The sequence below is a fragment of the Entomohabitans teleogrylli genome (genome assembly GCF_001484765.1).
GTDB lineage: Bacteria > Pseudomonadota > Gammaproteobacteria > Enterobacterales > Enterobacteriaceae > Entomohabitans > Entomohabitans teleogrylli.
The window spans coordinates 593,281-611,010 of the sequence record NZ_KQ947376.1 but is presented as its reverse complement, the minus strand read 5'-3'; the positions used below and the strand labels follow the sequence as shown (position 1 = coordinate 611,010).

The window sequence follows — 17,730 nt, the reverse complement described above, 5'->3', positions numbered from 1 at the left end:
GCCATGACAACGTTTCATACCCTGAAAGTGGCAAAAATCGAGCGGGAAACGGCGGACGCCGTGGCGATTACCTTCGCCGTTCCCCACGAGCTGGAGGCGGAATATGCCTTTATCCCCGGCCAGCATCTGACTCTGAAGGCCAGCCCTGGCGGCGAAGAGCTGCGCCGCTGCTATTCCATCTGCCGGGAGGCGACGCCCGGAGAGATTTCGGTGGCGGTGAAAGCCATTGAAGGCGGGCGCTTTTCACAATATGCGGTGGCCGATTTACACAGCGGCATGGCGCTGGAGGTGATGGTGCCCCAGGGGCAGTTCGGCTATCGCCCGAATCCCGAAGCGCGCGGCAACTATCTGGCGCTGGCGGCCGGTTCCGGTATTACCCCGATGCTGGCGATTCTCGCTTCCACCCTGGCCACCGAGTCGGAGAGCCGTTTTACGCTGATTTACGGCAACCGCACCAGCCAGAGCGCGATGTTTCGCCAGGCGCTGGCGGATCTGAAAGACCGCTATCCCGGGCGGCTGCAGCTGCTGTGGTTGTTCAGCCAGGAGACACAGGAGAGTGAGTTGCTTAACGGCCGCCTGGATGCGGCGCGGCTGCGGGCGCTCGGCGAGCGGCTGCTCGATTTCCCGGGGTTTGACCGTACTTTTATCTGCGGTCCACAGGCGATGATGCAGGCGGCGCGTGAGACGCTGATCGAACTCGGCGTGGCCGGCGAGGCTATCTTCAGCGAACACTTTAATACCCCCGCTCAGTCAGCCGCGCGGAGCGCCCGGCGCCATCAGGCGGCAGGCACCGTGGTGACGCTGCTTCAGGACGGGCGCGAGCGCCAGATAACCATGGCGGCTTCCGACGAAAGCATCCTCGACGCCGCGCTACGCCAGGGCAGCGATCTGCCCTATGCCTGCAAAGGCGGGGTTTGCGCTACCTGCAAATGCCGGGTGATACGCGGCGAGGTGGAAATGGGCACCAATTACAGTCTTGAAGCGGATCAAATCGCTGCCGGTTATGTGCTGAGCTGCCAGGCATTGCCGAAAGGGAATGATGTGGTGCTCGATTTTGACGCCAGGGGGGCCTGATGGCGGAACTGATCGCGGAACACACCGGGCGGGTGCTTACTCTGACATTACAGCGTCCACAGGCGCGTAATGCCCTGAACAATGCGCTGCTGGAACAACTGGCCGCGGCGCTGGAAGCGGCGCAGGGTTGTGAAGAAGTTGGCGCGGTGGTGATCACCGGCAGTGAAACCTGCTTCGCCGCCGGCGCCGATTTAAAAGAGATGGTCAGTCTGGATTTGGTCGCCACGCTCGACGACCCGCGTCCTGGCCTGTGGCAGCGTATTGAAGCGTTCAATAAGCCGTTACTGGCGGCGGTGAACGGCTATGCGCTCGGCGCCGGCTGCGAACTGGCGCTGCTGTGTGACATCGTGCTGGCCGGGGAGAACGCCCGCTTCGGGCTGCCGGAAATCACTCTCGGTATTATGCCCGGCGCCGGCGGCACCCAGCGCCTGCTGCGCACCGTTGGTAAATCACTGGCGTTTCGTATGGTGCTGAGCGGCGAAGCTATCGACGCTCGCCGCGCCATGCAGGCCGGACTGGTCGCGGAAATCTGCCCGCCAGCGCTGACGCTGGAGTATACCCGGCAACTGGCGGACCGTATCGCCCGGCAGGCGCCGCTGGCGCTCAGGGCGGCGAAACAGTCCCTGCGCCACGGGATGGATGTCGGGTTGAGTCAGGGAATGAAGATGGAACGTCAACTTTTTACGCTGCTGGCGGCGACAGACGATCGCCGGGAAGGGATTGACGCCTTTCTCGGTAAGCGCCCGGCACACTTCACAGGACGCTAATCATGGCTTTGATTGAAAGCGCCGTCAGCGCCGGGGTGATGACCCTGACCCTTAACCGGCCGGAACGACTGAACAGTTTTAACGATGAGATGCACCGCGAGCTGGCAGAGTACCTGCGTCAGGCCGCCCGCGACGACAGCGTGCGCTGCCTGCTGCTTACCGGGGCGGGGCGCGGATTTTGCGCCGGGCAGGATTTAAACGATCGTAACGTCGACCCGAGCGGGCCGGCGCCGGATCTCGGCTATTCGGTGGAGACTTTTTATAACCCGCTGGTGCGCCGTCTGGCGGCATTACCCAAGCCGGTAATTGCGGCGGTTAACGGTGTGGCCGCCGGCGCCGGGGCGACCCTGGCGCTGGGCTGCGACCTGGTGATCGCCGCCCGCTCCGCCAGTTTTGTGATGGCGTTCAGCAAGCTGGGCCTGGTGCCCGATTGCGGCGGAACCTGGATGCTGCCGCGCCTTGCCGGGCGCGCCAGGGCGCTGGGGCTGGCGCTGCTCGGCGACAAGCTAAGCGCCGAACAGGCTGAGCGCTGGGGAATGATCTGGCAGGTGGTGGAGGATGCCGAACTGGCCGATAGCGCCCAGGCGCTGGCGCGCCATCTCGCCGCCCAACCCACTTACGGGCTGGGACTGATTAAGCAGGCGCTGCTGGCCGCCGAACAGAACACGCTCGACCAGCAACTTGATGTCGAGCGCGACTATCAGCGCCTTGCCGGCCGTAGCGCCGATTACCGGGAAGGGGTAACGGCTTTCCTGGCGAAACGCGCGCCGCAGTTTACGGGGAAATAACATGCTGCTCGATCAACATGCCGTTGTGGCGGTCATTGGCAGCGGCACCATGGGCGCCGGTATCGCCCAGACCGCCGCCGTGGCTGGCCACCCGGTGAAACTGTACGACATCAATCCGCAGGCGTCCGCCCGGGCTATCGCCGGTATTGAACAGACGCTGGGCCGCCTGGTGGAAAAAGGCCGCCTCACTGACGCGCAGTGCCGCTCAACGCTCACCCGTATCACGCCGGTGGCGCAACTGGCCGGGCTGGCCGATGCGGCGCTGGTGATTGAAGCCGCGGTGGAACGGCTGGAAGTGAAACAACAACTGTTTTGCGAACTGGCGGCGATCTGTTCGCCGCAGACGCTGCTTACCAGCAATACTTCCTCGATCTCAATTACGGCGCTGGCCGGCGGGGTCGCTGAACCGCAGCGGGTAGCCGGGCTGCACTTCTTTAACCCGGCGCCGGTGATGAAACTGGTGGAAGTGGTGCGCGGGCTGGCGACCAGCGCGGAAACCGTTGCAGCCCTGTGTCAACTGGTGAGCCGCTGGGGGAAAACCGCGGTTTGCTGTCACTCCACGCCGGGATTCATTGTTAACCGCGTCGCGCGTCCTTTTTATGGTGAAGCGTGGCGGGCGCTGGAAGAGCAGGTAGCGCCGGCGGCGGTGATTGACGCCGCGCTGCGCGACAGCGGCGGGTTCCCGATGGGACCGCTGGAGCTGACCGACCTGATTGGCCAGGACGTTAATTTTGCCGTCACCTGTTCGGTGTTTAACGCCTTCTGGCAGGAGCGGCGTTTTCTGCCGTCGCTTATTCAACAGGAGCTGGTGTCCGGCGGCCGCTGGGGAAAGAAAAGCGGCCAGGGAGTGTATCGCTGGCCGCGCGATACCCAGCCGTTGCCGTTTTACCCAACGCTGAACGCTCAGTCCGCCGCCCGGCGGGTGAGCTGTTGCGGGCCGCGGCTCCCGCAGTTCGCCGGTCATTTGGCGCTTGCGAGTGACAACGTCACTAAATACGCCGCTATTGAGCTTGACGAGGTGTTGGTGATGGAGTCCTGCGGCGAAAGCGCCCAGCAGGTGGCGCAGCGTCTCAACCGTCCGGTGGTGCTGGTGGATCTGGCGTTTGACGCCGGGCGCGCGCCGCTGGCGGTGGTCGCCGCGGCGCAGCGCAATCTGCCGCATCAGACCGAAAAAGCCATTCACTTCCTCCAGCAGCAGGATAAGCAGGTGCTGGTGATCGATGACTACCCGGGGATGCTGGTATGGCGCACGGTAGCGATGCTGGTGAATGAAGCGCTGGACGCCTGCCAGAAAGGGGTGGCCAGCGAGGCGGATATCGATACCGCCATGCGTCTGGGGGTGAACTACCCACGCGGACCGCTGGCCTGGGGAGTCGCCCTGGGCTGGTCGAATATTTTAACGCTGCTGGAAAATCTCCGGCGCCACTATGGCGAGGAACGCTACCGTCCCTGTTCACTGCTGCGCCGTCGGGCGCTGATGGAGAGCTGCTATGAGTCATAACGCCTGGCATTATGCGCGCCAGATGTACGCCAGAGATAACTGCGCCCGGGCGCTGGGTATCGAAATTCAGGAGATGGATGACGGCTTTGCCGTGGTGACTATGACGGTCACTGAACAGATGCTCAATGGTCATCACACCTGCCACGGCGGGCAACTGTTCGCTCTTGCGGATACCGCTTTTGCCTACGCCTGTAACAGCCAGGGGCTGGCGGCGGTGGCCTCCGGCTGCAGCATTGACTTCGCCCGTCCGGCGCTGGCCGGCGATCGTCTGGTGGCGACGGCCAGAATGCGCACCCAGGGGAAGCTGACCGGGGTCTACGACATTGAAATTATTAACCAGCAGGAAAAAGTGGTGGCGCTGTTTCGCGGCCGCGCCCACCGTACCGGCGCCAGCATAACGGGAGAATCACTGTGACAGAGGCATTTATTTGCGATGGCGTACGTACGCCGATAGGCCGCTATGGCGGCGCGCTGTCCGCGGTACGCGCCGACGATCTGGCGGCGATTGCGCTGCGCGCGCTGATGAACCGCTATCCGTCTCTGGATGGCGCCGCCATCGACGATCTGCTGCTGGGCTGCGCCAATCAGGCCGGGGAAGATAACCGCAATGTAGCGCGCATGGCCGCGCTGCTGGCGGGGCTACCGGTCACCGTGCCGGGCACCACCGTGAACCGGCTGTGCGGCTCCGGGCTGGATGCGCTGGGTATGGCGGGCAGGGCGATCAAGGCCGGTGAGGCGCAACTGATGATTGCCGGCGGCGTGGAGTCAATGTCCCGGGCGCCGTTTGTGATGGGCAAAGCGGAGACGCCGTTCCAGCGTCAGGCCCAGTGTTTTGATACCACGATCGGCTGGCGTTTTGTGAACCCGGTCATGGAGCGACACTATGGTACAGACAGCATGCCGGAAACGGCAGAGAATGTAGCTGAATTGTTAAATATCAGCCGCGCCGATCAGGACGCCTTCGCCTGGCGCAGCCAGCAGCGAACCGCCCGGGCGATGCACGACGGTATTCTGGCTCAGGAGATCGTGCCGGTCACTGTTCACGGGAAAAAAGGGCGCGTTGAGCAAGTTTGCGCAGACGAACATCCGCGTCCGGACACCACCCCGGAACAGCTGGCGGCTCTGAAAGCGCCGTTTCGCCCTCAGGGCGTGGTGACCGCCGGTAATGCCTCCGGGGTTAACGATGGTGCGGCGGCGCTGTTGGTGGCCAGCGAAGCGGCGGCGGCGCGTTACGGATTGACCCCGAAAACGCGCATTGTCGCCATGGCCACCGCCGGCGTGGAGCCGCGGCTGATGGGGCTGGGGCCGGTGCCGGCGACCCGTAAGGTGCTGGAGCTGGCCGGGCTGAATATTAACGATATGGACGTTATTGAACTGAATGAGGCTTTTGCCGCCCAGGCGCTGGGCGTGCTGAGGCAACTGGGGCTTCCTGATGACGCCCCGCACGTCAACCCCAATGGTGGCGCCATCGCTTTAGGCCACCCGTTGGGGATGAGCGGCGCCCGTCTGGCGCTGGCCGCCAGCCACGAGTTGCAGCGGCGTAAGGGGCGCTATGCCCTCTGTACCATGTGCATCGGCGTGGGACAGGGGATTGCGGTAATTCTGGAGCGTGTGAGTTAATAAACCTGCGAGTATCCTACAATGATAACGACAACCCAGCTGGAACCGATTGAAACCGCCTCTCTGGACGAACTGCAGGCGCTGCAGACTGCCCGGATGAAGTGGACGCTGAAGCATGCCTACGACAATGTACCGATGTATCGCCGCAAATTTGATGCCGCTGGCGTACACCCTGACGATTTCCGTGAGCTACAGGACATCCGCTTATTTCCCTGCACCACTAAGCAGGATCTGCGCGATAACTACCCGTTTGATACCTTTGCGGTGCCGATGGAGCAGGTGGTGCGTATCCACGCTTCATCGGGCACGACCGGGAAACCGACGGTCGTTGGCTACACCCGCAACGATATTGATACCTGGGCCAGCATTGTGGCCCGCTCCCTGCGCGCGGCGGGCGGTTCGCCGAAAGATAAAATCCACGTGGCCTACGGCTATGGGCTGTTTACCGGCGGACTGGGGGCGCATTATGGCGCCGAGCGGCTGGGGGCCACCGTGATCCCGATGTCCGGCGGCCAGACCGAGAAACAGGCGCAACTGATCCGCGATTTTCACCCGGATATGATCATGGTGACGCCTTCCTACTGCCTGAATCTGATTGAAGAGCTGGAGCGCCAGATGGGCGGCGACGCCAGCGGCTGTTCCCTGCGGGTGGGGGTGTTTGGCGCCGAGCCCTGGACAGCGGCGATGCGTAATGAAATTGAGCGACGGCTGGGCATCACCGCGCTGGATATCTATGGGCTTTCGGAGGTGATGGGGCCCGGGGTGGCGATGGAGTGTATTGAAACCGCTGATGGCCCGACTATCTGGGAGGACCATTTCTATCCGGAGATTGTCGACCCGCAAAGCGGCGCGGCGCGCGCTGACGGCGACCATGGCGAGCTGTTGATCACCACGCTCACCAAAGAGGCGCTGCCGGTGATTCGTTACCGCACCCGGGATCTGACCCGGCTGCTGCCCGCCAGCGCGCGCAGTATGCGGCGTATGGACCGGATTACCGGGCGTTCTGACGATATGCTGATTATCCGTGGGGTGAATGTGTTCCCCTCGCAACTGGAAGAGGAGATCTGTAAATTTCAGCACCTCGCGCCGCACTATCAGCTGGAAGTGCGTCGTAAAGGGCACCTCGACACCCTGTCCATTAAAGTGGAACTGAAGGAGAGCGGCCTGGCGCTCAGTCACGATGAACGCTGCGATATTTGCCACGGTCTGCGCCATCGCATCAAATCGATGGTGGGTATCAGTACCGATGTGTCGATCGTGAACTGCGGCAGCATTCCGCGTTCGGAAGGAAAGGCGCAGCGCGTCTTCGATCTGCGCAATGTTGTGAATCAATAAACCCCGCCAGCGCACCGTGTGGCAACGCCGGTGCGCCATCCGGCCGCGCACAGGGGATTGTTTATCCTGGCGATCATCACGATACGCGGCTTCTGCTATGCTATGATTCGTCAATCACCCGCATAGCCATGGATATGTATCGCGATGAGTAAACTTGAGCAGTTCATTCAACAGGCAGTCAGCGATGTGCCGATCAGCGGAACCTCGCTGATTGTCTCGTTGTATGGTGATGCGCTGGCCCACCGGGGCGGCGAAATCTGGCTGGGAAGCCTGGCGGTGTTGCTGGAAGGACTGGGATTTGGCGAGCGCTTTGTGCGCACCTCGCTGTTTCGCCTCAATAAAGAGGGCTGGCTGGAGGTGGAGCGCGTCGGGCGCCGCAGTTACTACCGTCTGACCGATTTCGGGCAGCGCCAGACCCGGCGCGCCGAGGGCAAGATTTATCGCGCCGGGCAGCCCTCCTGGGATGGTGCCTGGCTATTGCTGCTGTCGGAAGGGCTGGAAAAAAACACGCTACAACAGGTTAAGAAGCAGCTGGAATGGCTGGGATTTGGCGCCCTGACCTCCAGTCTGCTGGCGTCGCCGTCCCAGCAACTGGCGGATGTGCAGAGCCTGCTGCACGAAGCCGGGGTTGCCGAGCAGGTCATCTGTTTTGAGGCCCGTTCGCCGCTGCCGCTTTCCCAGGCGGCGCTGAAATCGCGGGTGGAAACCTGCTGGCAACTGACCGATAAAAACGCCCGCTATGCTGAGTTTATCCAGTCCTTTCGCCCGCTGTTGCCGCTGTTGAAAGACGCCGATGCCCAGGCGCTGACGCCGCGCAGCTGTTTTCTGATCCAGTTATTACTGATTCATTTTTACCGCCGGGTGGTGCTGAAAGATCCCATGCTGCCGGATGTGTTGTTGCCGCCGCACTGGCTGGGGCAGCAGGCGCGCCAGTTGTGCATTAACATTTATCAACGTGTAGCGCCCGGCGCGTTAGCCTTTGTCAGCGAGGTCGCCGAGACCTCTGTCGGGGAGTTACCGCAGCCGGGCGCTGCCTGGTATCAACGTTTTGGCGGCGTTCTGACGTCGCCCTGAGGAGCCTGTATGCCTGTTTACCAGATTGATGGTTTAACGCCCGTGGTGCCGCTGGACAGTTTTGTCCACCCCACCGCGGTGCTGATCGGCGATGTGATTATCGGCCACCGGGTGTATGTCGGCCCCAATGCCTGCCTGCGCGGCGACTTTGGGCGGATCGTGGTGCGGGACGGAGCAAACATTCAGGATAACTGTGTGATGCACGGATTTCCGAATCAGGAGACCGTGGTGGAGGAAGAGGGGCATATCGGTCACGGGGCCATTCTGCACGGCTGCCATATTGGCCGAAACGCGCTGGTAGGGATGAACGCCGTGGTATTGGATGAAGCGCGTATCGGCGAAAACAGTATTGTCGGCGCGGCGGCGTTTGTGAAATCCCGGGCGGTCTTCGACGCCAATAAACTGATCGTCGGCAGCCCGGCGCGCGCTATACGCGAGCTACAGCCGCAGGAGATCGAGTGGAAAAAACAGGGCACGCGCGAATACCAGCATCTGGTGGAGCGCTGCCAGCAAACTCTGCATCAGGTCGAACCGCTGCGCGCGGTGGAGGAGAATCGCCAGCCACTGGTTTTTGAAAACGGGGTGGTCATCAAGGCGGCGCAGAAAAAATAAACCGCAGAAAAAAGAAAACGCCGGACAGGATATCCGGCGTTAATTGTTTACCGAAAGCCCTGCGCTTCAACGCCAGGGCTTCAGAATATGGCTATCAGGCAGCAACAATGCTGTCGATGGCGGCTTTGGCGTCGCTCTGGGCTTTGGCGGCGACTTCCGGGCCATAAGCGACGCCTTCAGCGAATACCACGTTGACATCGGTAATGCCGATAAAGCCGAGGAACAGTTTCAGGTACGGCGTTACCAGATCGGTTGGGGTATCTTTATGGATACCGCCGCGGCTGCTCAGGACAATCGCGCGTTTGCCGGTCACCAGACCTTCCGGTCCGTTCTCGGTGTAGCGGAACGTCACGCCGGCGCGGGCGACCAGGTCAAAATAGTTTTTCAACTGCGTCGGGATGTTGAAGTTATACATCGGCGCCGCCAGCACGATAACGTCGTGGGACTTCAGCTCGGCGATCAGTTCATCAGACAGCGCCAGCGCTTCCTGCTGGCGCGGGGTCAGCGGTGCGTCGCCCGGACGCATGGCGCCCACCAGCTCACCGTCAAGTACCGGGATCGGATTGGCCGCCAGGTCGCGTACCGTTATCTGATCGGCGCTGTGTTTCTCGCGCCATTGTTCAACGAAATAGTCGGATAACTGGTTGGACTGCGAATACCCTGCCAGAATACTGGACTTGAGAACTAATACTTTACTCATCTGTGATTCCTTCGATTGTGATGTGTCCGGACCGTTGTCCGCCAGGTATGTAACCACTGTATTCACAAATTGCCGGCAGTGATAGTGCAATATATCGAATTCCGTGTTCGAATTTTTTGAACAAGGCGCGTGACATCCGGATGTGGTACTCTACGGCGCATTAATCGACAGACATTTATCAGCCCGTGCCTTATCCGCGGGCGCAGTAATGAAAATCATGGAAAATCAGAAAATGACGCTATCCGGCCTGATGGCGCGTCTTGATGCGCTGACGCTGCGCGATAAACAGCGCTTCACCCGCCGTCTGCATGGGGTTAAAAAGGTCAAGAACAGCGATGCGCAGCAGGCGATTCTCACAGCGCTGGAACCGGAGATTGTTGCCGCTGAGCAGGGTATCGCGCGGCGTATCGCGGCGCGCCCGGCGATTCGTTACCCGGAAAACCTGCCGGTCAGCCAGAAGAAACAGACCATCCTTGAGGCGGTGCGCGACCACCAGGTGGTGATTGTTGCCGGCGAGACCGGTTCCGGGAAAACCACGCAGTTGCCGAAAATCTGTATGGAACTCGGGCGGGGCGTGAGGGGGCTTATCGGCCATACCCAGCCGCGCCGGCTGGCGGCTCGCACCGTGGCGAACCGTATCGCCGAGGAGTTACAGACCGAACCGGGCGGCTGCGTCGGCTATAAAGTGCGTTTCAGCGACCACGTGAGCGACAACACGATGGTCAAACTGATGACCGACGGTATCCTGCTGGCGGAAATCCAGCAGGACCGGCTGCTGATGCAGTACGACACCATTATTATCGACGAAGCGCACGAACGCAGTCTGAATATTGACTTTCTGCTCGGTTACCTGAAAGAGCTGCTGCCGCGTCGCCCGGATCTGAAAATCATCATTACGTCGGCGACCATCGACCCGCAGCGTTTTTCGCGCCATTTTGCTAATGCGCCGATTATCGAAGTCTCCGGACGGACGTATCCGGTTGAGGTGCGCTACCGGCCCATTGTTGATGAGGCCGACGATGCTGAACGCGACCAGCTACAGGCGATATTTGACGCTGTGGACGAGCTGAGCCGCGAGGCGCCGGGAGACATTTTGATTTTTATGAGCGGCGAGCGGGAAATCCGCGATACCGCCGACGCGCTCGGTAAGTTGAATCTGCGCCACACTGAGATCCTGCCGCTATACGCTCGCCTGTCAAACAGCGAGCAGAACCGGGTATTCCAGTCCCATAGCGGGCGGCGCATCGTGCTGGCCACCAACGTGGCGGAAACATCGCTGACCGTGCCGGGGATTAAATACGTTATCGATCCTGGTACCGCGCGCATCAGCCGCTACAGCTATCGCACCAAAGTGCAACGCCTGCCGATCGAACCGGTTTCCCAGGCATCGGCGAATCAGCGTAAAGGGCGCTGCGGACGCGTCTCCGAAGGGATCTGTATCCGTCTGTACTCTGAAGATGATTTCCTGTCGCGCCCGGCGTTTACCGACCCGGAAATTCTGCGCACCAACCTGGCGTCGGTTATTTTGCAGATGACCGCTCTTGGGCTGGGCGATATCAGCGCGTTTCCGTTTGTCGAAGCGCCGGACAAGCGCAATATCCAGGACGGGGTGCGCCTGCTTGAAGAGCTGGGGGCTATCACTACCGATGCTCAGCAAGCGGTTTATAAACTGACGCCGCTGGGGCGCCAGTTAAGCCAGTTGCCCGTCGACCCGCGTCTGGCGCGGATGGTGCTGGAGGCGCGCCAGCATAACTGCGTGCGCGAAGCGATGATCATTACCGCCGCGCTGTCGATTCAGGATCCGCGCGAGCGGCCGCTGGAAAAACAGCAGGCGTCTGATGAAAAACACCGGCGCTTTCACGATAAAGAGTCGGATTTTCTGGCGTTCGTTAATCTGTGGAACTACCTCGGCGAGCAGCAAAAAGCGCTGTCCTCCAGTCAGTTCCGTCGTCTGTGCCGCACTGAATTTCTCAACTATCTGCGGGTGCGCGAATGGCAGGATATCTATACCCAACTGCGCCAGGTGGTGAAAGAGTTGGGGATCCCGGTTAACAGCGAACCCGCCGATTACCGCGCCATCCATACCGCGCTGTTAACCGGTCTGTTATCGCATATTGGCCTGAAGGATGCCGATAAGCAGGAGTTCACCGGCGCCCGCAACGCGCGTTTCGCTATTTTTCCCGGCTCCGGTTTATTTAAAAAGCCGCCGAAGTGGACGATGGTGGCGGAACTGGTGGAAACCAGCCGGCTGTGGGGGCGCATCGCCGCCCGTATCGATCCGGAATGGATTGAGCCGGTCGCTCAGCATCTGCTGAAACGCTCATACAGCGAACCGCACTGGGAGCGCAGTCAGGGGGCGGTGATGGCCAGTGAGAAAGTCACGGTTTATGGTCTGCCGATCGTCGCGGCGCGCAAAGTGAATTACGGCCAGATTGACCCACAACTGTGCCGGGAGCTGTTTATCCGCCACGCCCTGGTGGAGGGGGACTGGCAGACCCGTCACGCCTTCTTCCGCGATAACCAGAAACTGCGCGCCGAGGTGGAAGATCTCGAACACCGTTCGCGGCGGCGCGACATTATGGTTGACGACGATACGCTGTTCGAATTCTACGATCAGCGGATCGGTCACGAGGCGGTGTCGGCACGCCACTTTGACAGCTGGTGGAAAAAGGCCAGTCGCGAGACGCCGGATCTGCTGAATTTTGAAAAAAGCATGCTGATCAAAGCTGGCGCGGAGCAGGTCAGTAAGCTTGATTACCCGAATTTCTGGCATCAGGGCAACCTGAAACTGCGCCTCAGCTACCAGTTTGAGCCGGGGGCTGACGCCGACGGCGTGACGGTGCACATTCCGCTGCCGCTGCTCAACCAGGTGGAAGAGAGTGGCTTTGAGTGGCAGGTGCCGGGGATGCGCCGTGAACTGGTGGTGGCGCTGATTAAGTCGCTGCCGAAACCGGTGCGCCGTAACTTTGTGCCGGCGCCGAACTATGCGGAGGCTTTTCTTGGCCGCGCCGCGCCTCTTGAGCTGCCGCTGCTGGACAGCCTGGAGCGCGAACTGCGGCGCATGACCGGCGTCACCATCGACCGGGACGCCTGGCAGTGGGATCAGGTGCCCGATCATCTGAAAATGACTTTTCGGGTGGTGGACGAAAGCGGTAAGAAATTACGCGAAGGCCGCGACCTGGCGGCGTTGAAGAGCGGGCTGAAAGAGAAGGTGCAGGAGACTCTCTCCGCGGTAGCGGATGATGGTATTGAGCAGAGCGGGCTGCATATCTGGAGTTTTGGCACTCTGCCGGACCACTATGAGCAGAAGCGCGGAGGTTACCAGGTGAAGGCGTGGCCGGCGCTGGTGGACGAAAAAGACAGTGTGGCTATCAAACTGTTTGATAATCCGCAGGAGCAGCAGAACGCCATGTGGCGCGGTCTGCGACGCCTGCTGTTGCTCAACATTCCATCGCCGATTAAATATCTGCATGAAAAGCTGCCCAACAAAGCCAAGCTGGGGCTGTACTTCAACCCTTACGGTAAAGTGCTGGAACTGATTGATGACTGTATCTCCTGCGGGGTGGATAAGCTGATCGCCGAAGCCGGCGGTCCGGTATGGACCGAAGAGGGATTTACCCGCCTGCATGAGCAGGTGCGCGCCAGCCTCAATGAGGCGGTGGTGGAGATAGCGCAGCAGGTTGAACAGATCCTCACTGCGGTGTTCAGCATCAACAAGCGCCTGAAAGGGCGGGTTGATATGACCATGGCGCTGGGGCTGTCGGATATTAAAGCCCAGATGGCCGGGCTGGTGTATCGCGGTTTTGTCACCGGCAATGGTTACTCGCGGCTGGGGGATACGTTGCGCTATCTGCAGGCCATTGAGAAACGGCTGGAGAAGATGGCTATCGATCCACACCGCGATCGCGCGCAGATGCTCAAAGTCGAGCAGGTACAGCAGGCGTGGCAGCAATGGCTGAATAAACTGCCGCCAGCCCGCCGCGACGATGATGACGTCATCGCGGTGCGCTGGATGATCGAAGAGTTGCGGGTCAGTTATTTCGCCCAGCAACTGGGGACGCCGTACCCGGTGTCGGACAAGCGTATCCTGCAGGCTATGGATCAGATTAGCGCTTAATGTAGCGCGCGCCCGGAAAGCCGATCGCAATGAGGGGTTTCCGGGCGATGCCGCTGTGATATCACCCCCGTAAGCGTTCTCCCCCTTAGACCCGTATTGCAACTTCATCAGCACCGTCGTGATTCTACCATCCCGGAACCTGCCGAACCGGACGGGATTTTGCGTCAGGATTAAATATCAATGCTATCTTACCAGGGTGCAACGATAATATCTGAACGCTATTTGATTAAATTCGGCCCGCCACCGCCTTGTTGTGTATCGTATTTATAAACTACTTCCAGGATTATTTTCTTAAGAGTTTTTGGCAGTGTGGCAGAGTATTTTTCAAAAAATATGTTTTTGTGTATGGCATTTGTCACGATTTCTTTTTTCGGATATTTTTTCAGTATTCCAAATTGTCTGAAAATTTTCTTTTCGGATATAAAACGGCCTGATAAAAACGTTGGTTATGGTATTTTATGTAACGGATATTAATGGGTTGTTGTATGAGTTTATCGGCTTTTAACGCTAATAAATACTTGTTTTATGCTGTTAATATAATGAATTTATTGATTTTTACCATCGATATCAGCGAGCTATCAAGAGTGTTTGATAGTTGTCGTCTATTGATCTTTGTCGTTATGTCGAACAAAACGATTATCCTTCATTATATGGTAATGTTTAGAATCTTCGTTATATAAATAAAATGTTTGTTTTTAGACCCTGTGAATTTTTCAGTATTCGGTGTCCACAGGGAGCATGTTCAGTTGTCAGCTATTATTTATTTCTGATTAATGATTTTTTGCTCTCAGTAAAATCTTGTGGTGAGTATAAATGCCGTGCGCTTCTCTATTAATGACAGTGAGATTTATAGGATATTTTCTCGATTAGCTGGTCATGAGGTAGCGCTGCCCGATGATATGCCTTCAGAGGTACTTCCTGTCTGAACATGTCGATAGATTAACGCGAGTAGAGTGCTTATGAAATTACTCACATTAGCCCTGATGGCACTGATGTCACTATGGTCAGCGCGGTCGTTGGCCGCGACAAGATGCCCGGAAAATTACAGCGGACGGACGACCTATGTAGATTATGCGGTGCCGGTTCTGGCATCTAATATGACCATCAGTGTAATGCGGGATCTTCCTGTGGGTGGTGTGTTGTTCCGGCAAATCATTAAGGATCCGGATACGATGGGCCTCGGGTTCAGGAATTGCACCAATACATCAGGCGGGCTGGAATATGCGACGACGTCAACGGTCCAATGGGCGGCTGAGGGGGGAATGCCCGCCGTGGTCAGTAGCTGGTCCGGGCATAATGTCTATGATACAGGGGTTACCGGCATTGGCATGGTGTTGATGCATGGCGGTTATGGCCCGGTTTACGGGGGCTCCAATAGTCAGATATTCCCCGGAATACTGGGAGCAGTGACTATCGTTACAGGTGGAAATATGTCAGGCACAGCATCTAACACGATGGGAACGACGGCGCTTGAGCTTTTATTGGTCAAAACCGGAGATATTCCTGCTGGAACCTGGACCGTCCCCATTTTACTACCGCCACTGGTGATTGACGCAGAGCTGACCGGCGATGTTGACACTGCTAATAGCGTCACCAGGGATTATGGCTCCCGGATTACTGTGTCAGGCGCCGTGAATGTGGTTTCCGGTACCTGCCAGACTCCGGATGTCAATGTGGCGATGGGTCAGCATAAAGTCTCAGGCAGTTCGGTCAATACTGACTGGGTAGATTTCACGATTTCGCTGCTGAATTGCCCACCGATGCATGGCCGTTACGTAAGAACCAGTCTGCTGGCTGAGGAAGCGACGAACCAGTGGCTTGATACAGGCAACAGTGTTTCCGGTTCACCGGATCAGTCGAACCCCATTGGCCTGTCTCTTAATCCGGTCAACGATTATGAAACGCTGCTCTCCGGCGGCCAGTGCGCGCAGCTGACACCGGGCGCGAATACCGCCAGCGGTACCTGCGTGGAAATCCAGAATGCGCAGGGGAATAATGTGCTTACCGACTCTTCGATGGCTATCGTGACGGAAAGCGGACTGACGCCGCAGGCCAGCGCCGCAAGTTACCAGATCCCCCTGAAGGCCCGCTATGGGGTTATTTCCGGCAGTTCAGGGATGTCAGCGGGTAAAGCGGATACGGCTGTGGAATTTACCATTAACTATCAGTGAATCATTCTGTCGGTATATTACGGTATATTAAAGAGAATAGTGTACTAATGAAATTATTAGCGTTAAATCTGATGGCGGTGTTATCTCTATGGTCGCTGGGTGCGCAGGCCACAAGATTGTGTGAAGAAAACTGGAGTGGCCGGTCCACCTATGTGGATTATGCCGTGCCGGTGCTGGCTTCTGATATGTCCATCAGCGCGATGCGCGATTTGCCGGTAGGTGGCGTACTGTTTCGGCAAATTATTAAAAACCCTGATGCAGCTCTGATTGGTTTCAATAATTGCTACAAAGCCACACCCGAGGGCAATTATGCAGAAGTCACCCGGAGATTTGCTGCTGAAGGTGGGTTACCGGCAGTGATCAGTACCTGGTCAGGGCATAATGTTTATGACACAGGGATTACAGGTATTGGGATGGTATTGACCTTTAGTCTTTATAGTTCGGGCTCGGTCAGTAACCTCATATTCCCATATGCAGAGGTTGATGAATTCATTGGTGCCGGTAGTGGACAAGGACTGAACAGCTATACCGTTGAACTCCTGCTGATCAAAACCGGTGATATTCCGGCAGGTACCTGGACCGTTCCCATTTCTCTTCCGCCGCTGGTCGTTGATGCTGTCCTGAGTGGCGATGTTGATGCTGTCAATGGGGTAACTAAAGATTATGGCGCCCGGATTACTGTGTCAGGCGCCGTGAATGTGGTTTCTGGTACCTGCCAGACTCCGGATGTCAATGTGGCGATGGGCCAGCATAAAGTCTCAGGCAGTTCGGTCAATACTGACTGGGTAGATTTCACGATTTCGCTGCTGAATTGCCCACCGATGCATGGCCGTTACGTAAGAACCAGTCTGGTAGCTGCACAAGCGACGAACCAGTGGCTTGATACTGGCAACAGTGTTTCCGGCTCACCGGATAAATCGAACGCCATTGGCCTGTCCCTTAATCCGGTCAACGGTTATGAAACGCTGCTCTCCGGCGGCCAGTGCGCGCAGCTAACTCCGGGCGCGAATACCGCCAGCGGTACCTGCGTGGAGATCCAGAATGCGCAGGGGAATAATGTGCTTACCGACTCTTCGATGGCTATCGTGACGGAAAGCGGACTGACGCCGCAGGCCAGCGCCGCAAGTTACCAGATCCCCCTGAAGGCCCGCTATGGGGTTATTTCCGGCAGTTCAGGGATGTCGGCAGGCAAGGCGGATACGGCTGTGGAATTTACCATTAACTATCAGTGAGTCATTTCTGCGCTTAAACCACAGGCAATGGCTGCTAAAAACAACGGCTTACGCCGGTTGTTTGTTTTTACCTTGCGGTTAATACCGCAACCATCAGCCCGCAAAAGGGATGTATTACCAACAAGGAGTTATCAAATGAAAGCCCGTTTCATGGTCAGCTTACTGCTTATCAGTTCCACCCTGTTACTTTCCGCCTGTGATGGCGGGAGCAGCACTGACGTCGCGCAGAATAGCACCACAGTGCTTGATGGTAAGGCGACTATCGTGCTGCCGAAAGGTTTTGTGAAAATGCCGAAAGAGATGCTGGAGGTGAAATATCCCATGACAGCTCAGCGTCCACAGGAAGCCTGGTATGCAGAAAGCGAGGGCGGTAAGGTCTCCATTGCTTTTAGCGCCCCCAACAGCGCGATGAGTGAATCTCAGATACCACAATTTGCTGCGATGATGAAAAACCAGATGAGTGCGTTTGCGCCATCGGTAGCGGATGTCACGGTGAATGGTAAGAAAATGAGTCGCCTGGAGATCACCACGCCTGCCGCAGATGGCAAAATCTACAACCTGCTGCAGTTCTCCTCCCGGGATGGCAAATTGTTGATTTCCACCTTCAACACCACCGAAGACCTGAAGGATAAATATGCCCAGGCCGGGAAAGACGCGCTGTCGACGCTGAAATACTGAAACTGATAACGTGCAGGGCTGGTATGTCCTGCACATTTTTGACTCCCTGGATTCGTGCCGC

At 58.1% G+C, this 17,730-nt stretch carries 14 protein-coding genes; 13 read left to right on the top strand and 1 reads right to left on the bottom strand.

Going from position 1 to position 17,730, the window contains the following annotated elements:
• The first annotated feature begins 3 nt into the window (after positions 1-3).
• From paaE to paaY, 9 genes are all read left to right on the top strand, one after another.
• The gene (paaE, locus tag AQ981_RS02800; RefSeq protein WP_058910215.1) at positions 4-1,074 is read left to right on the top strand and encodes a 1,2-phenylacetyl-CoA epoxidase subunit PaaE; all 1,071 of its coding nucleotides are present in this window, start codon (positions 4-6) and stop codon (positions 1,072-1,074) included.
• Positions 1,074-1,841 carry a 2,3-dehydroadipyl-CoA hydratase PaaF gene (gene paaF / locus AQ981_RS02795; RefSeq protein WP_058910214.1) on the top strand — a complete coding sequence of 256 codons (768 nt, stop codon included), beginning with the start codon at positions 1,074-1,076 and terminating at the stop codon, positions 1,839-1,841. Before paaE ends, paaF begins: the two co-directional genes overlap by 1 nt.
• Positions 1,841-2,629 (top strand): 2-(1,2-epoxy-1,2-dihydrophenyl)acetyl-CoA isomerase PaaG, encoded by a 789-nt coding sequence (gene paaG, locus AQ981_RS02790; RefSeq protein ID WP_071608784.1) that lies wholly within the window; start codon positions 1,841-1,843, stop codon positions 2,627-2,629. The genes paaF and paaG overlap by 1 nt, the downstream gene beginning before the upstream one ends.
• Position 2,630: 1 nt before the next feature.
• Complete coding sequence (gene paaH / locus AQ981_RS02785) at positions 2,631-4,130, top strand: 3-hydroxyacyl-CoA dehydrogenase PaaH (protein WP_058910212.1); 1,500 nt, start codon at positions 2,631-2,633, stop codon at positions 4,128-4,130.
• Positions 4,120-4,545, top strand: coding sequence for a hydroxyphenylacetyl-CoA thioesterase PaaI (gene paaI / locus AQ981_RS02780; RefSeq protein WP_058910211.1), 426 nt, complete (start codon positions 4,120-4,122; stop codon positions 4,543-4,545). Before paaH ends, paaI begins: the two co-directional genes overlap by 11 nt.
• The gene (pcaF, locus tag AQ981_RS02775) at positions 4,542-5,750 is read left to right on the top strand and encodes a 3-oxoadipyl-CoA thiolase (protein WP_058910210.1); all 1,209 of its coding nucleotides are present in this window, start codon (positions 4,542-4,544) and stop codon (positions 5,748-5,750) included. Before paaI ends, pcaF begins: the two co-directional genes overlap by 4 nt.
• Before the next feature lie 21 nt (positions 5,751-5,771).
• Complete coding sequence (gene paaK, locus AQ981_RS02770) at positions 5,772-7,085, top strand: phenylacetate--CoA ligase PaaK (protein WP_058910209.1); 1,314 nt, start codon at positions 5,772-5,774, stop codon at positions 7,083-7,085.
• A gap of 144 nt (positions 7,086-7,229) precedes the next feature.
• Positions 7,230-8,159, top strand: a complete 930-nt coding sequence (paaX, locus tag AQ981_RS02765) for a phenylacetic acid degradation operon negative regulatory protein PaaX (RefSeq protein ID WP_058910208.1) — start codon at positions 7,230-7,232, stop codon at positions 8,157-8,159.
• 9 nt (positions 8,160-8,168) lie between these two features.
• The gene (gene paaY / locus AQ981_RS02760; protein WP_058910207.1) at positions 8,169-8,771 is read left to right on the top strand and encodes a phenylacetic acid degradation protein PaaY; all 603 of its coding nucleotides are present in this window, start codon (positions 8,169-8,171) and stop codon (positions 8,769-8,771) included.
• A gap of 94 nt (positions 8,772-8,865) precedes the next feature.
• On the opposite strand, the gene azoR is transcribed toward paaY, so the two are convergent.
• Positions 8,866-9,471 (bottom strand): FMN-dependent NADH-azoreductase, encoded by a 606-nt coding sequence (gene azoR / locus AQ981_RS02755; protein ID WP_058910206.1) that lies wholly within the window; start codon positions 9,469-9,471, stop codon positions 8,866-8,868.
• 250 nt (positions 9,472-9,721) lie between these two features.
• On the opposite strand from azoR, the gene hrpA reads away from it, so the two are divergent.
• From hrpA to AQ981_RS02730, 4 genes are all read left to right on the top strand, one after another.
• The gene (hrpA, locus tag AQ981_RS02750; RefSeq protein WP_249226257.1) at positions 9,722-13,588 is read left to right on the top strand and encodes an ATP-dependent RNA helicase HrpA; all 3,867 of its coding nucleotides are present in this window, start codon (positions 9,722-9,724) and stop codon (positions 13,586-13,588) included.
• Positions 13,589-14,685: 1,097 nt separating this feature from the next.
• Complete coding sequence (locus tag AQ981_RS02740) at positions 14,686-15,759, top strand: fimbrial protein (protein WP_154675894.1); 1,074 nt, start codon at positions 14,686-14,688, stop codon at positions 15,757-15,759.
• Entirely contained in the window at positions 15,756-16,991 is a 1,236-nt protein-coding gene (locus tag AQ981_RS02735) for a fimbrial protein (RefSeq protein ID WP_161969148.1), read from the top strand. The genes AQ981_RS02740 and AQ981_RS02735 overlap by 4 nt, the downstream gene beginning before the upstream one ends.
• Before the next feature lie 135 nt (positions 16,992-17,126).
• Positions 17,127-17,669: a hypothetical protein gene (locus tag AQ981_RS02730; protein ID WP_058910202.1), complete on the top strand. Its 543-nt coding sequence runs from the start codon at positions 17,127-17,129 to the stop codon at positions 17,667-17,669.
• Positions 17,670-17,730 lie beyond the last annotated feature (61 nt).

Coding starts and splice junctions, on each gene's coding strand:
- paaE (WP_058910215.1), top strand. CDS start 4: ATGACAACGTTTCATACCCTGAAAGTGGCAAAAATCGAGCGGGAAACG.
- paaF (WP_058910214.1), top strand. CDS start 1,074: ATGGCGGAACTGATCGCGGAACACACCGGGCGGGTGCTTACTCTGACA.
- paaH (WP_058910212.1), top strand. CDS start 2,631: ATGCTGCTCGATCAACATGCCGTTGTGGCGGTCATTGGCAGCGGCACC.
- paaI (WP_058910211.1), top strand. CDS start 4,120: ATGAGTCATAACGCCTGGCATTATGCGCGCCAGATGTACGCCAGAGAT.
- paaK (WP_058910209.1), top strand. CDS start 5,772: ATGATAACGACAACCCAGCTGGAACCGATTGAAACCGCCTCTCTGGAC.
- paaX (WP_058910208.1), top strand. CDS start 7,230: ATGAGTAAACTTGAGCAGTTCATTCAACAGGCAGTCAGCGATGTGCCG.
- paaY (WP_058910207.1), top strand. CDS start 8,169: ATGCCTGTTTACCAGATTGATGGTTTAACGCCCGTGGTGCCGCTGGAC.
- azoR (WP_058910206.1), bottom strand. CDS start 9,471: ATGAGTAAAGTATTAGTTCTCAAGTCCAGTATTCTGGCAGGGTATTCG.
- hrpA (WP_249226257.1), top strand. CDS start 9,722: ATGGCGCGTCTTGATGCGCTGACGCTGCGCGATAAACAGCGCTTCACC.
- AQ981_RS02740 (WP_154675894.1), top strand. CDS start 14,686: ATGACCATCAGTGTAATGCGGGATCTTCCTGTGGGTGGTGTGTTGTTC.
- AQ981_RS02730 (WP_058910202.1), top strand. CDS start 17,127: ATGAAAGCCCGTTTCATGGTCAGCTTACTGCTTATCAGTTCCACCCTG.